Source organism: Priestia sp. LL-8 (assembly GCF_036227845.1).
GTDB classification, from domain to species: domain Bacteria; phylum Bacillota; class Bacilli; order Bacillales; family Bacillaceae_H; genus Priestia; species Priestia zanthoxyli.
Genome location: NZ_JAZAQH010000001.1, coordinates 2,463,904 through 2,479,370 on the forward strand (window position 1 = coordinate 2,463,904; position 15,467 = coordinate 2,479,370).

The 15,467-nt window shown below is 37.8% G+C and carries 13 protein-coding genes and 2 riboswitches; of the genes, 3 read left to right on the top strand and 10 right to left on the bottom strand.

The features are described 5' to 3' along the window. Nucleotides 1-27 precede the first annotated feature (27 nt). Together U9R83_RS12490 and U9R83_RS12495 are read left to right on the top strand one after the other, a co-directional pair. A complete protein-coding gene (locus tag U9R83_RS12490) occupies nucleotides 28-963 on the top strand; it encodes a PD-(D/E)XK nuclease family protein (protein ID WP_243550339.1) in 936 nt (311 codons plus the stop codon). A gap of 156 nt (nucleotides 964-1,119) precedes the next feature. Continuing rightward, complete coding sequence (locus U9R83_RS12495) at nucleotides 1,120-2,400, top strand: Nramp family divalent metal transporter (RefSeq protein WP_014459912.1); 1,281 nt, start codon at nucleotides 1,120-1,122, stop codon at nucleotides 2,398-2,400. A gap of 967 nt (nucleotides 2,401-3,367) precedes the next feature. On the opposite strand, the gene U9R83_RS12500 is transcribed toward U9R83_RS12495, so the two are convergent. Then, on the bottom strand, nucleotides 3,368-4,156 hold the full coding sequence (locus tag U9R83_RS12500; protein WP_140450929.1) for an HAD family hydrolase: 789 nt from the start codon (nucleotides 4,154-4,156) through the stop codon (nucleotides 3,368-3,370). Between the two features lie 198 nt (nucleotides 4,157-4,354). Between U9R83_RS12500 and U9R83_RS12505 the strand changes: the two genes are divergently transcribed. Further along, nucleotides 4,355-4,807 carry a MarR family winged helix-turn-helix transcriptional regulator gene (locus tag U9R83_RS12505; protein ID WP_014459908.1) on the top strand — a complete coding sequence of 151 codons (453 nt, stop codon included), beginning with the start codon at nucleotides 4,355-4,357 and terminating at the stop codon, nucleotides 4,805-4,807. Between the two features lie 36 nt (nucleotides 4,808-4,843). On the opposite strand, the gene U9R83_RS12510 is transcribed toward U9R83_RS12505, so the two are convergent. The 9 genes from U9R83_RS12510 to thiT form a co-directional block, all read right to left on the bottom strand. After that, nucleotides 4,844-5,278, bottom strand: a complete 435-nt coding sequence (locus U9R83_RS12510; protein WP_013083346.1) for a hypothetical protein — start codon at nucleotides 5,276-5,278, stop codon at nucleotides 4,844-4,846. 142 nt (nucleotides 5,279-5,420) lie between these two features. Continuing rightward, nucleotides 5,421-6,503: a tyrosine-type recombinase/integrase gene (locus U9R83_RS12515; protein ID WP_014459907.1), complete on the bottom strand. Its 1,083-nt coding sequence runs from the start codon at nucleotides 6,501-6,503 to the stop codon at nucleotides 5,421-5,423. A 405-nt stretch (nucleotides 6,504-6,908) separates the two neighbouring features. After that, entirely contained in the window at nucleotides 6,909-8,099 is a 1,191-nt protein-coding gene (locus U9R83_RS12520) for a TcaA NTF2-like domain-containing protein (protein WP_014459906.1), read from the bottom strand. Nucleotides 8,100-8,146: 47 nt separating this feature from the next. Continuing rightward, nucleotides 8,147-9,079, bottom strand: coding sequence for a TcaA NTF2-like domain-containing protein (locus U9R83_RS12525; RefSeq protein WP_226555500.1), 933 nt, complete (start codon nucleotides 9,077-9,079; stop codon nucleotides 8,147-8,149). 140 nt (nucleotides 9,080-9,219) lie between these two features. Continuing rightward, nucleotides 9,220-10,569, bottom strand: coding sequence for an ethanolamine permease (gene eat, locus U9R83_RS12530; RefSeq protein WP_115654053.1), 1,350 nt, complete (start codon nucleotides 10,567-10,569; stop codon nucleotides 9,220-9,222). A 21-nt stretch (nucleotides 10,570-10,590) separates the two neighbouring features. Beyond that, nucleotides 10,591-11,304, bottom strand: a complete 714-nt coding sequence (gene eutC, locus U9R83_RS12535) for an ethanolamine ammonia-lyase subunit EutC (RefSeq protein ID WP_014459902.1) — start codon at nucleotides 11,302-11,304, stop codon at nucleotides 10,591-10,593. 14 nt (nucleotides 11,305-11,318) lie between these two features. Beyond that, nucleotides 11,319-12,689, bottom strand: coding sequence for an ethanolamine ammonia-lyase subunit EutB (locus U9R83_RS12540; RefSeq protein WP_014459901.1), 1,371 nt, complete (start codon nucleotides 12,687-12,689; stop codon nucleotides 11,319-11,321). 26 nt (nucleotides 12,690-12,715) lie between these two features. Further along, the gene (locus tag U9R83_RS12545) at nucleotides 12,716-14,134 is read right to left on the bottom strand and encodes an ethanolamine ammonia-lyase reactivating factor EutA (protein WP_328575263.1); all 1,419 of its coding nucleotides are present in this window, start codon (nucleotides 14,132-14,134) and stop codon (nucleotides 12,716-12,718) included. A 156-nt stretch (nucleotides 14,135-14,290) separates the two neighbouring features. After that, nucleotides 14,291-14,899 (bottom strand): energy-coupled thiamine transporter ThiT, encoded by a 609-nt coding sequence (gene thiT, locus U9R83_RS12550; RefSeq protein WP_047751853.1) that lies wholly within the window; start codon nucleotides 14,897-14,899, stop codon nucleotides 14,291-14,293. Between the two features lie 32 nt (nucleotides 14,900-14,931). Beyond that, nucleotides 14,932-15,032: riboswitch (TPP riboswitch) on the bottom strand. Nucleotides 15,033-15,206: 174 nt separating this feature from the next. After that, nucleotides 15,207-15,391: riboswitch (Lysine riboswitch) on the top strand. Nucleotides 15,392-15,467 lie beyond the last annotated feature (76 nt).

Sequence of the window (15,467 nt, forward strand, 5' to 3'; positions counted from 1 at the left end):
ACCTATGCGCAGTTTTTGAAAAAGGATGTGAATAGCTTGTTTCAAATCACTGATTTCCCTGAATTTTCATGGTCGTACTCTAGGCATAAAATGATCACACAGTGCAAACGAAAGTATGCATATCATTATTATGTCTCACACAACGGATGGCTCGACAGCGCTTCTGCACAGTCTCAAAGCGCTTATCGTTTAAAAAAGGTTTCTACTTTATCTATGTACGCAGGACAAGCCGTCCGTCAAGTGATTACAGAGGCCATTTATGACTATACATCTACACAGCTTGTCCCGAGTGAACAGAACTTAGTCGAGAAAGTGCAGCAGCTACTAAATAACGCACTGCGTGACTCTACTGACTACGGAGAGCTTTGGTATCATAAGCCCGCTCAGTATAAAATGCTTTTAGAATTCTACGAAAATGGCTATATTTCTAAAAAAGATCTTAAAGACATGCACACACGGGTACAAATTTGTATACATCACTTTTTGCAAAGTAAATCGTTTTGCGACATGGTATCTTCACCTTTAGAAGTAGAGTCTCATCAGTCATTTCGTTCTATAAATGTGTATGATCATAAAGTATATGCTCCCTTCCATTCTCTTTTTAAGCATACAAATACAGAAGAATTTACGATTGTTGATTGGAAAACGAGTAAACAAACAAAAGATGATTTGTTTCAACTGGCGATATACGCCCTCTACGTGCTAGCCGAATACAATATTTCCGTTGATGAGATAAAAGTCCGAAACGAATACTTGCTTTCGGGCAGTTCGCGTACGTATCAGCTTACCCTTCACGAAATTGAAGCCATTCTTTGGCAAGTTGATACAAGCATTGATTATATGAAAACTTTTTTGGAAGACTCAGAGGTAAATCAGCCTCTTCCGCTTGAGCATTTTCCTAAAGCAGATACGCCTGCCTCCTGTCACGGCTGTGCATTTAAAGAGTTGTGCCAAACAGGATAAAAATCACTTGGAAATCGTCTATATTTTTTAATAAACTTTTTTATTGTCAAAAGAACCTTTGCTAGCATATAATTTGCATTAAGGAAACATTTTATACTTCATATAAAAAAATTAGCTTGGGCTATTTGTTGTTCATCAAAGAAAGGAGCACTAGACATGAAAGATCAAAACGGCAGTAAAGCATTATCAGCTATGCAGCTAAGTGCTCAAGACGTATTGTCGGGTAAAACAAAAGGAATTAAGCGATTATTGCCTTTCTTAGGGCCTGCTTTTATCGCAGCGGTTGCCTATATTGACCCAGGGAATTTTGCTACTAACATTGCAGCAGGATCTCAATACGGATACATGCTGCTTTGGGTTGTATTAATTTCTAACTTAATGGCTGTCTTAATTCAATCGTTGTCAGCTAAATTGGGTATTGCAACGGGCCTGAATTTACCTGAGATAGCACAAGAACACTTCCCATCCTTCGTTTCTTTTGGGCTTTGGATACAAGGGGAATTGGTCATTATGGCGACGGATTTAGCAGAATTTATTGGGGCTGCTCTTGGCATTTATTTATTATTTCATATTCCTTTGTTCCCAGCTGCACTTATCGCAGCGGTAGGTTCTTTTGCTATTTTAGAATTGCAAAGACGAGGTGTTCGACTGCTAGAAGCAGCTATTGCGGCGATGGTTTTTATTGTGGTATTAGCTTTCGGGACCCAAATGTTTCTTGCACACCCAGACGGTGCAAGTGTTGTCCATGGCTTATTCGTCCCTCAGTTTCACGGAACAGACAGCGTTCTATTGGCTTCGGGAATTTTAGGTGCTACAGTTATGCCGCACGCAATTTATTTGCACTCAGCTCTTACACAGCGACGCGTGGTAGGAACTACTGAAGCGGAGAAAAAAGCGATCTTCCGCTTTGAATTTATTGATATTGTTATTGCCATGATTATTGCTGGTGCAATTAATGCAAGCATGCTGATTGTCGCAGCCGCTCTATTCTTTAAAAACGGACTAAACGTGCAAGATTTGGACGTGGCTTTTACACAATTTGAACATTTAATTGGTCCCTTTGCAGCTATTGCGTTCGGTGTTGGATTATTATCTTCAGGACTTTCAAGCTCTTCGGTCGGAACGATGTCTGGAGATGTCATCATGCAAGGGTTTATTAAACGGAGAATTCCTTTATATCTTCGCCGGTTTATTACAATTATTCCGCCGCTTTTGATTATTGGGCTTGGCGTTAATCCAACAAGTGCACTAGTTGTCAGTCAAGTTATTTTATCGTTCGGAATTGCATTTGCGCTTGTACCTCTTATCATGTTCACAAGTAATAAAAAAATCATGGGCGGATTGGTTAATCATAAAGCTACAACGTCTGTAGCTTGGGTGATAGCTGCATTAGTCATTTGTTTAAATATCTTTTTGATTTACCAAACGTTCGCATAGTAAGTAAATCAAACTTTCAAGAAAAAACAAAAAAGAGACCCTGAAAAGTTAGATATAGTCTAACAACTGGGTCTCTTTTTTATTATTTTTTATTAAACGATAGTAAAAATGAAGTAGACGAGAGTTCCAATAATGGCCGACAGTACTAAGCAACCCAGTGGATATAAATAAGAATAGTTTTCTTTACGGATTGAAAGTATACGATCAACAACAAAAATAAGAACAATTCCTATCATTCCAAATTCAAACATTAGTAATCCAAAAATGGCATGGAATATGAAGGATAGGACAAAATCAATTTTTTTACTACGGTCTTTTACAAAAGCACTGACTAATAAATCAACGATAACCGTGCCCAACGTCCCCATTATTAAAAAGAAGGGCGTAAAGAATAAAAGGTATAAAGGAAATAATTCGATGAAATGCGAACCGTTTTTATTTATAGTAAAATTGGGAATTGACTCTTTTATCCCGGGTATAAAACAAAAAAGCAAAGCAAAAAGAAACGCAGCTATAATAGCCGCGGATAGCTTTCTATTCAAATGCATGTTTATTTTTTTATTACTAAATTCAGTAGTTGTTTTTGTATGTTTATCATTCATATGTCTTTAACGTGATGTACGCACCTTTTCCTTTCTCATAACTTTGTTATTTATATTTTATGTCTATCTTTTGTTACCAGCAGTTACAATAATACACGTTCTTTTTGAACTTGACTACACTAACGCGTTTTATGTCTATCGTTTGCTCCGCTTCCCTTGTATATTCCTTCTTTTTATTCAGGAGTTGTAGTATCGTTTGCTCTTTCTATGAGAAACCTACATGGTGTTTATATGGTAATCAAGGATAAGATTGGTAGAATGTGAATAAAATCAGTGAGATTTGGAATGGATATAGGACCTACAAAGACTGCTGTGCTTATTTTTACAACAAAAAAGAGACGATTTCCGCCTCTTTTTTGTTTGTATTATGAATTTAGTTCATCTAAAATTGAATGCAGTTCACTTAAATGGGTAATTTCATAAGTAGGAATGACTTCATTTCGCTCTTTATCGTGACGATTAATCCATACAGATTTCATTCCAACGCGAGAAGAACCCAGTATATCTGTCATTAAATTATCTCCAACCATAATCGCCTCATCTTTCTTTAAATCCATAAGTGATAAAGCATGGTCGAAAATAGATGGATCAGGCTTACCGCGGCCAAATGCACCTGAAATCACAATCTCATCAAAATATGGAACTAGTTCTGATGTAATATCTAATTTGGTATTTTGTAAGTCAGGTGAACCGTTTGTTAACAGCAGCAGCTTGTACTTTCCTTTTAATTGATCAAGCACTTCAAACGTTTCTTCGTATACAAACGGTGTTTTGCGGCGCTCTAATGGAAAACGCTCGGCTAGCTCTGCTCCAAAAGAATCATCGTGAATTCCTAAAGCACGAAGACCTCGAGTCCAAGCTTCTTTGCGATAAGTAGGAACAATATCTTTCATTTTGCGGAATTCATCATGATCGTCTAAAAAATTCCCCCATAATCCTTCAAATGGATTAATGCCGATCATTTGCGTAAATTCATAGGTTTCATACGAAGCATATAATTCCCTTGCTTCCTTACGCACCGCTTCTTCTAGTTCTTCAGGTTTTAGATTATATTTCTCACTTGCATATGTACATGTTGCAACGAATGCTTCTTTTACGCTTTTTTGATCCCAAAGTAGCGTGTCATCTAGGTCGAAAAATACCGCTTTAATCATGGATGTGTGTACCTCCTACTGTTTTTGAAAAAGTTTAACTATTCTTACACTAGATTACAAGGATACACCCAATAAGTCTAGTGTATTTGCGATTTATTCTGTAAATTTCTTTTTATAAAGCGTCACTTTTATAAACAAATTTACAGAAATAAAAACAGCTGATATAATCACAGCATGTATGTATGCAGGAGGTTTTATATGGAATCGTTAGAAGAAATATTCGGCATTCCCACGGTTCGTACAAGTAAGCGCTTAAGTAGAGTGGTTGCCGCACGCTTGCGCCCTTTTGGAATTACGCCAGAACAGTGGACCGTTTTAAAACGCGTATCAGAAGCTGAATATAGTACACAGAAGCAATTAGCTGAGCGAGCAGATAAAGATCAAGCGACGCTGACTAAAATTTTAGATTTACTAGAAAAACAAAATTGGATTCAGCGTGTTAGGAATCCAGAAGATCGCCGCTCGTTTTTTATTCAAATAACAGAAGACGGCCTGCGTTTAAAAACAGAAGTGACGCCTGCTGTAGAACAGGTATTTTTCGAATTAACGTCCGAATTAAACGAGCAGCAGGTTAAAATTTACACCGAAACTTTACAAAAACTTGAATACCGCGCCGAACAATTGCTTCAAGACACAGAAGACCTGCGTTAAATACCCAAAACCCCACAGCTAACATTCTGCGGGGTTTTACACGTAGTTGGCGATGCATAGTACTTCTTTTATTTTTGAAATCACTTGTTTGGTTTCATCTGTTAAAGAGGTGAATTTAAACGCGATGGATTCTGCATTTGGATTAATGAAGGGTTCTTTGTTTGTGTCTTTGCGGTAGTCTTCAATTTGTTCTAAACAATATTTTAAAATAAACGACAAGTTCGCACGTCGAAATCTCAAACTGACGGTAGAAGGCCATCTTTTTTGAAACTGATTGCTTCCCTCATACTGAATCGCTCCGATGTAGCGTTCTCCGGATAAAAAAGACTCTTTGCTTCGATATAGCTGAACGGTTTGGGCTGTTCCGCTCCAGTCAATATAAATACCTGCTGTTTCACAAACTTCGTATATGTAATGAAAAAGCTCCGTTACTTCTCCGAAATGGTAGTGAAGCGGATGTTTAGCCGTCATAGGTAGCTCCCTCCTTTATCGACTTTCTACCATTATATTGTAGGAAAAGTAACTTATTCATTTATACAACTTATTTCATACGCATAAGCAGTAAAAATGAAAATCTATTTGTTTTTAGTTTACATAAAAATATTATAAGTAATTAGCGATAACCCGACTTTCGAAACGCGTCGTATACCGTATCCTCTTGAAGTTTTTCAAGATAAACGTTCGTTGTAGCAATAGAAGAGTGCCCTACTACTTGCTTCACAACCGCAAGCGGAACATCATTAGCTAAACTATTTGTAATAAAGGTATGACGAAACCAATGAGGAGAAATAGACGCGTTTCCTTTTACTTTATAAACAGCTGATTTAATCGTTCGATACAACGTTGTATAGGATAATCGCTTCTTTTCGCCGGTACGATAGTACTCTTTAATGGAATAAAAAAGCGGTTCAGTATTAAAAGGACTTAGTTCGGTGCTTTCATTTAACGCTTGCCGGTAAGTGAAAAGCGTTTCTTTCACATCATCAAACACGGGAATAGTGCGTTCTTTTTTTCCTTTACCAATCACATCTACAACCAAATTTCCGCGGCGGTCTTCGCGGAAGCTTCCCCAATTTAAACTCAGCAGTTCACTTGAACGCATTCCACTCATATACAAAAGCATTCCCATTAAGCGGTTGCGCGCTTTGAATTCCTTTTCATGTTGGCGAATGCGCACGACGGATTCTAACGCATTTACAATTACCTGTGCTTCGCGATCGGTTAGCTCTCGGTACTCAGTACGATTTTGTTTTTCTTTATCACTGTAATGTCCTTTTGCAATAGATGGCTTTTCAATCCATGTGGTATACAGCGAAGGATAAAAATGAGTAGCGTGTCCAAACTCTAGCATTCTTCTAAAAAATTCTAGCTTTCTTGCAGCAGTTCGATTTGCATATTGATTCATCATTTCTTCATTAAATAATTTGACTTCCATAAATCCAATCGATTTTAATGTAATCTCTCGTTCGTAGAAAAAAGACAGAATCGTTTTCATGTCTTGATTGTAAGATCTGATCGTATGAGGAGAAAGTGATTTTTTAATAATACGCATTGAAAAAAAGAGCTGAATAAATTCTTCATCTGAAACGTGCTTTAAATTCAAGTTGTTATCTTCATCTAACAGCTCTGCCTCTTCCCACTGCTCTTTTAGCTGGCGAAACGAATTTTTCGCAGGCGACAATTCAAATTCTTCCATTTTACCCCTCCTAATTATAAAAAACGAAGATATACTTTTTAAACGAACCAGAATTAAATATAACGAATTTTTATTCATTCGCAACAAATACCATTAAAAGTTTTCAAAAACCTCTCAAAACGTAATTTAGAAAGCCGGTTTTTAAAGATTTCAACACGAATATCCATTATATGTAAAATTTATTCTATTTTCTGCTTATTTTTCTACTTTATCATATAAACGCTTGATAAGGAAGAGTTATCTTGCGTTAGTTAACTAAAGGATTCTATTTGTGTTATACAGTAATGTTTGAAGAACACTATTAGAAGTTTAAGCGGTACTGACTTTGGATAATCAGTAAATTAGATTGACGTCCTCAAAGGAGCCTCTTTACAAATAAAAACATCACGCTTAGCGTGATGTTTTTTAAAGTGATTCAATTTTAGTCAGGTGCAGCTGTTTGTTGCTGTAAGAAACGGTATACGTTCGGTAATACTCTTTTTCTTGACTTTGACCGTTCGTTGTAATGGAAATGACTTCTTTCGTTTGGATTGTATAGACCGCTTCGTCCTCTTCTTCACTCACAGATTCCACGTCTAATACCGAATAATCAACGAGTTCTTCTCGAATGTCTCTTTCATACAGCATTTTCACAAGTTGCTTTTGATCATTCCATAAAACACTATCCCGCTGGATATAAGGCTGTACGTGTTCAAATTTATTCGTGTTAATGGACTTTGTTAAATCTTGCAAATAATGTTCAATAAAAATATCTGCTGTTTCTTGATCAACCTTTTGGATGTTTTTTAAATTAAAATCTTTTTCATCCTTCTCTTCTTTTTCTTTTTCACCTTCGGTAAAATCGTCGATTCGCTGAGAGCTGATTTTGCTGATGGCATATTTTTTATTGTTCTCTTTAAAAATCAAAATTTCTTCCTTTTCCCCTTTTTCATTTGTACGAGTGGTTTCACCTTGGTATGAAATATCACTCGAAGGATTAATTGACTTTACGTATTCGATATATTCATCGGCCGTAATGTTCAGGTATTTTTGATGATAGGTAACTTCATCCCATTCATTTAACTTCCAGTGCTTATTAACGTATTTAAAATTCATGTAAATGGTCAGGCCGCCGCTTCCTTCTTTACTAATTGGCTCGATGGCTGATACTGAAAATTGTCCAGCGTGGTTGTTAATAAGTTCAAAGCGAATAAGGTGAGTTACATCAGGAAAAAAGCTCATATTACATTCTTTGCAGTAATAGTTAGTAGAGATACTTTTTAACTTTGTTGCAATTAAAGACGATGTCGCATATGGCGTTAGCGCTTTTTTTAGCGTTTCATAATCAGCAGGGTTAGATTCATTTTCCCATTCATACTCTTCACCTAATTCTTTATAGGTACTTGAAATTTTGTTCATCGTCTCAACCGCAGTTTTTTCTGCTTTTTTTTCTGATACAAGATCAGGTGGAAGAGATGACTTAGCTTGATCTTTTGGGATCACTTCATCTGAGGAAGGTTCGGTTGGTTTGGATAACTTAACTGTTTCTTTTTCTTCACAGGCTGTCAAAACCATTAGCAGCAGTAGAACGAATGCAATCGTCCATTTTTTATGCATAAGGTGTCCTCCTCAATGCCGAATTTAGTCTGTTTTAAAAATGATCTTTAATTCTCAAACGTATCGAGCACGTAATCACCGCTTGGAATTCCCCACTTTGCCTTTTTATTTTGATCTGTTTTAGCAAGTAATGAAATCGAATTTTCTTTGAGCGTAATGACAATTGTTCCTTTATTTCCTTGTCCATCATTTTCATATTCAATGGCTGCTTGGTTATTTTCAAAGCGAATATTTTTTTGTTCAACGGTTGACACGCGGATTTTGCTAGGTGGCTGGTACGAATTTATTTTAATCGTTGCTTCCGAGTTGGATGTAGCAAGAAATTGAATGATAGGAGATCCGTTATCATTGCCAGTGGTCCATTTTCCATCGTAGTCGTGTAAATCTGTTGTTTGTGTAGTGGGAGTTTCAGTGCTTGCATTTGGTTTAGATGAAAAGTCAAATGGTTCTACACTAGATAACTTTAACGTATCGTTTTGATAAACGGCTGTATAAAGGCGGTCACAAATTTTAGTATAAGGATCTTTACCCGGCTGCTTTAATAAGCTTTCTTCGTGGGTTTGTATTTTGAACACATGGTTAGGTTCTTCATACCAATTGACAATATGAAACGTTTGCTTCTTCTGCTTGATGCCTTGGCGTGTGAAATTTTCAACAAGAAGGTTCTGCTCTTTATAAAAAGAACTGTCTGTTTTCAAAAAAGCTTTTAGATCATCAAAGGAGTTTTGATCAACTGCTTTTCCAAATGCTGAAAAGTAATCAGTCATCCACGCTGTAATAAATTTTCCGGTCATTGTTTCTTTATCTAAATCAATCGATTGAATGCTTTCTACCTGTGTTTTTGGTTCATTTAGTACTTTTTTTGCATCTTTTTCTACTATCATTGTATTTCCGTCTTTTATTGTCTCTTCTTGCTGACAGGCTGATAACAGAATAGATGAAACAACCGTGATAATGATTGTATTACGTTTGTTCATCATAATTGCCCCTTCTTTATCTAATATAAATGTATGTATATTCTTCCAACAAACAGACCTAGTATATCATTCTACAAAAAAACGCTCAACCCTTTAATTTCACAAGAAAAACGGCTTGCCTTTACAGCGAGCCGTTTTTTCTCCTATTTAATGGATGCTTCTTGATACGAATTGGCTGCTTCTTTTTTGAGCTGTCTAGAACCATAAAAGACATAGTAAATAATTGAAAGAAGGAAAATTCCAAGAATCACATACATTAAAGGTAGAGAAACGCCAAACAGCATTAAACTTGTTGTAAGCACACTGTATTTTATAATGCTGTATAAGCACAGAATCCCTAATACTAAGGCGATGCTTGGCACTACCGGGTAATTTACTTTAAAGGGACGAGACAAGTTAGGTTCTTTTTTGCGTAAAATAAAAAGAGAAACTAAACTGATGCAGTACATCATCATTGCTCCGAATACAGATAAGATAATAAGGGCATTGGCAAACGTGGCAGATCCAGCACAAATCACACCGATTGCTCCTGGAATCAACAAACCGCCGACAGGAACTCCTTTTTTATTCGTTTTAGCAAGAAATTTAGGAAAGTAACCATCTCGTGCAAGCGCATAGGTCTGTCTTGAAAATCCCATGATGATTCCATTTAAACTAGCAATCAACCCGAATAATCCAATAATCGCAACAACGGTTGAAATACCGTTTCCATATACAGAAGACAGCGCCTGTGGAAGTGGATAATCGGCTAGCTTCCCGCTTCCTCCGCCAAGTCCTGCTGTTACAAATAGCGTAAATAACGTTGCGGTTGCTAAAGTGATAATCGCTCCAATAAACCCTTTAGGGATATTTTTCTTTGGATTTTCCACTTCTTCCGCTGCCATCGCTCCGCCTTCTATTGCTAGATAAAACCACACAGCGAATGGAATAGCTGCTAATACCCCCGTTGGACCATTAATAAATGAGTGGTCATTAAAAATATTTGATGTTTGTACATGAGGCAAACCAGCTACATAAAAAATAGATAAACCAATTAGTGCAACAATGGTAGCTGTAAGCTCAATCACCGCTACTTCTTTTACCCCGATTAAATTTAGTAAAACAAAGAAAATAAAGGCACCTACCGTTGCATATACAGGGTTAACTGCTGGGATAAGAAAGTGCAGGTATGCTCCTGTTGATACGGCAATAGCAGGAGGAGCAAAAATAAATTCAAGCAAGCATGCAATTCCGGCGATATATCCGCCGAAAGGTCCAAGTGCTCTTCTTGCATAAGCTGAAGGTCCACCAGCTTGCGGGATAGATGTTGAAAGCTCTGCATAGCTGAACATAAACGTCGTATAAAACACAGTTACAATTAACGTCGCAATGGCAAGTCCGATAATCCCACCTTGTTCAAACCCATAATTCCATCCAAAGTATTGTCCTGAAATAACCATGCCGACTGAAATAGCCCATAAATGAATAGGTTTTAATTGTTTTTGTAACGCCATACCTTCTCCTCCTTTTGATGTTTAGACAATAAGATGTACGCCGCTTGTTTGCTGCTTGATCATTTTGTCAATCATGGTACCGATATGTGCGGCTGCCTCAATAGGAGGCGTTCCTCTTTTATGAATATTAGAAATAACCATACGATCAGACTCTTTTTTGCCTTTGCTAGGTTCATAGCACATGTAAGCACTCATTGATTCAGCACTGACCAGCCCAGGTCGCTCTCCAATCAATAGCACAAGTGCTTTTGGCTTTATGATCTCGCCGATTTCATCCATACATGCAACTCGTCCTCCTTTTACAAAAAACGAAGTCCCGATACGAAGTCCATATGACTCCAGTGAATCAATTAAAGCAGGATACACGTCGCTCATGTTTTCTTCAATTGCCTTAGCGCTCAGTCCATCTGATACCACTACTTGTACATCAGGCTGTGGCACGCAGTTTTTAAAAATTTCTTTCTTAGCGTCATCTGCTAATAACCTCCCTTGATCCGGCCGTTTTAAATAATGTTCTTTTGACTCCACGCGTGTATTCACAGGAAAAAGGTTAAACTCAGATAGAATATCTTCTGAAACTGCGCCGTATACAGAGTCTACGGCTGCAGCATGATCGGTGCGAAAAGATAAAACGTCTTTTGTTAGCGGCCTTGTTCCTGTACGGCCGACACCTATGCGGGCAGGGGTAAATTGTTTAAGTGTTTCAAGCGGATCGTGATTTGACTTTGGTATCATAGTAAGCACCTTCCTTAAATCAAATTCATAAAAACAGTTGGGTCTCCAGCTCTTGATGTAAACCGTCCGTTTTCCATAATACGCTGATCTTCAAGCCATTTTTGAAATAACGGCGTTGGGGTACGTCCAAGTACATTGCGCACCGTTGCGATATCATGATAACTAAGAGACTGATAGTTTAGCATGCAGTCATCAGCCATAGGCACTCCTATCACAAAGTTCACTCCAGCGGTTCCTAGAAGCATACTTAAATTATCCATATCGTTTTGATCAGCATCCATGTGATTGGTGTAACATACGTCTACTCCCATAGGCAAGCCATGCATTTTGCCCATAAAGTGATCTTCAAGCCCAGCTCGTAGAACTTGTTTGCTGTTATATAAATATTCAGGTCCAATAAATCCAACAACCGTGTTAACTAAGAAAGGCTTGTAGTGACGAGCTAAGCCGTAGCACCTAGCTTCGAGCGTTACTTGATCAATGTTATAGTGAGCTTCTGCTGACAGTTCAGAACCTTGTCCTGTTTCAAAATACCAGCGGTTTGGACCTTTTGCCGTTCCTTTTTCATGAATTAGCGCTGTCGCTTCATCGAGCATAGACAGTGAAATTCCAAATGAATCATTACCAGCTTCTGTACCTGCTAAACTTTGAAAGATCAAGTCAGCAGATGCTCCTTTTTCGATTGCTCTCATCTGACTTGTTACATGTGATAATACACAGTTTTGAGTAGGGATGGACCATTCATTGATTATATTTTTTGTTTCATTTAAAAGCGCGTAAATATTATCCGTTGTGTCAATAACGGGGTTAATTCCAATAACCGCATCTCCAATTCCATAGCTTAACGCTTCGTATAGAGATGCTCTCATTCCTTTTAAGTTATCTGAAGGATGATTAGGCTGGGCCCGAGAAGCCAATACTCCTTTTTGGCCGATAGTCGTTTGGCAAGTAGTTTGCACTTCTATCTTGGCAGCTCCTTGAATTAAATCTAAATTGGACATAATTTTAGTAGCTGCCGCAATCATTTCGCTGCTTAATCCTTTGCTAAGTGCAAGAAGGTCTTCTCCGCTATGCTGATCAGATAAAATATATTCTCGCAAATCTGCTACCGTCCAGTTTTTTATAATGTCGTAAGCCGATGAATCGATCTGACTTTCGATTATTGCCGAGACGTTGTCTTCATCTGCGCTTAGCAGCGGGTAATTTCGAATATCAGCAAGTGTGATATCAGCTAGAACTTGTTTGGCTGCCATTCGTTCTTTCATTGACTCGGCGCTAATTCCTGCTAGCTGATCTCCAGAACGTTCTTCGTTTGCTTTGGCCATGATTTCTTTTAAGCTATAAAATGAAAATGTTTCTCCTAATAATCGTGTAGTTTTAAACATCGTTTCCTCCTTGTATATTTAGTGGATTAGGATGAAAAAGCGAGCGTTTTAACGGAAACGGAGATTGCTTCTCCAGCTACTGGTAACCCTAAATCGATGTAATCTCCGTGTGTAAAATCAATTTGATCTAAACAAATAATTTCTAATTCTTTCTTCTGTTTGGCTAGTGCTTGTCCTAAGGCTTTTGCAATATCTTGCTCGCATAAAACAACGAGGCACTTAGCTCCCTTAAAACAAGCACCAAATTCAGCGCTTATTACTTTTGCTAATTCTTGAAGCATCTTATAGCTGCAGTAAGGAAAATGCGATAAAGCAATAGCAACGGGAGGATCTTCTGCGCTGAAAATAGTTGAAGCCTGCATGCATGACGCTCGAGCTCTTTCTTGAAACAGCTGCGGATTCCACTCCTCCTCTGGCTGTACAGGTATTTCTATAATCGGAATGTTTTTCAGCGGCAGTTTTTTAGACTTAATGTATACGGTTGATCCGCTAACTTCTGTATTTTGCATGCCAGCCCCAATGACAGTAGCGCGCGTTGTTTCAGCGGCTTGAGATACGTGTATGGATTGAAACTGATACGCTAGCAGAGGACCAATGTCTCCATGTACAGCCACTTCCCTCACTGTTTTCGGCTTTTGCTTCTCCATCATTGCTCCTACCCCTCCTGAAATCATAATTGTTTCTGGTTGGATAGAAGATCTTGTATGAGGAGAAACGAGCAGCGAAGAGGTTTGAATTAGTGCTCTTACATAATTCACGGTTTCTTCAGCTAGTAATTGACAGATAGACGAGAGTTTTTCAAATGTTGCTTTTTCACCTTCTCGCAGTATTAAAGAATTATTTTTTAAAAATTCAGTTAAATAAGGTGAAACGTAGGTAACAAAGCCGTCTGAATTCAGCCGAATTAATCTTCCACCTACATGCAGCGTAAACGTTTCGATCACTTTTCCGTTTTGACATAAAGCGATGTTAGCGGTGCCTCCTCCTACATCAATATTGGCAATTACTGCATTTGTTTCAGCGGAATGTTGGATTGCTCCTGATCCTTTTGCCGCCAATATTCCTTCCAAGTCAGCACCGGCTGTTGCAACAACAAAATCTCCAGCATGTTCGGCTAGATAGTGAACGATAGTTTCTGCATTTTGCTTTCTAGCAGTTTCTCCTGTGATGATCACAGCGCCCGCCTCCACTTGATATAAGGAGATTTCTGCATTCTTGTACTCTTGTTCTAGTAGTACCGTTAATCGTTGAACATCGATTTCAACCTCGTTTAGCATAGGTGTGGTATAGATAGAACTTGCATACGTTACTTGACGATCAATAATTTGACAGCCTGGCAGCGTAAACTGATTTTGTTGATTTGCTATTAACAGCTTGCTTACAATCAGTTTTGTTGTACTTGTTCCAATATCTAAACCTATGCTCGTGATCCATTTCTGTAGCATGCTATCAATCCTTTATCTCGTTTGAATATGTTGACTATCATAAAACAGTTTTTTGAATATTTCACTAACTATGTTATCAAACCTGACACACTTTTGTGTAAAGAAAGGTGACAAATGACAAAAAAGACTAAATCTTGGTAGATTTAGTCTTTTTTCTTATGATGAATGTGATTTAGTTACAATCATTCTTGATGCCGATGGAATTAACAATGAAAGAATGACTAAGCAGGCTATTAGTGACCCTACCATTGAAATACCGTTCATTGAAAAAGAATACCACAGAGCGGACATACCTTTTGGTGCGTACGATCCCCAGAAAATAATACCAGCAATAAAGTGCCAGAAATAACGTGCGAAGCTTCCGATAATAAGGGATAAAACAATCAAAACAAAAGCTTTTGATCTGTTATTGGTAGCTAAATTTGTTTTAATAGATTGTGAAAAAATACCTCCAAAACCTATAAAAGCAAAAGCCACAATATATTCAATAAATGTTTGTAGCGCTGTTAAAATATAAGCCGTTCCTGTCGCTAACTGCAAAAGCCCCCATAATAGACCAGATAGAGCCCCGCCTTTTACTCCCCAGCGAAAGCACATAATAAAAATGGGCACCATGGAGAACGAAATACTTACAGCCGTTGCAATCTTAATGGAAGGCAAAAGGTCAAGTAGAAGTGCCAATGCTGCAAAAATAGCTATTTCAATTTTAGCCTGTAAAGGTAATGCTTTATTCACGTTTCTCACTCCTGTTTTTGAATCATTCATATCAAACGGTTTACACAGGAGTAAGCAAATATATGCTACTATTCCCACATTCCTGCGCTAGCGTTAACTAACAGGTTCTAAGGGTCTGAACATTTCGTTCACTCTCAGCACGGCGGCTCCCCCTGTGGTACGTTTGGATATTTATGTAGTATAAAGACAATGTTTATTATATCATATGTAACAAAATAGATTCGAGAGATTTCAAAGATGTTTCTATTTTCTGAATCTATTTTTTATAATGACAATCGTTTTAGTATTTGTTATACTTCTTCTATGTCAATTGAATATAAAAAACCCTCATCCTAATCGATGAGGTAGAGGTCGCAGTTTTTAATAGTAAAGTAACGGAAATGCAGAGAACATTGAGGATGTTGCTTGAAAGGAAAAATTGCCGAAGTTTAGATCACTTCTCGGTTGATTTAAGCTGGGGCTGTCTCCGAACAGGAACAGAACTGTCACATCATGCGAGTGATGTGAAGAGCTATCTTCACGGAAGGTTGACGCGGTTTTCAGATTTAAAAGCGCGCACATATACTGCGGGCTTTTTTTATGTTATCCCGTCTCTTTC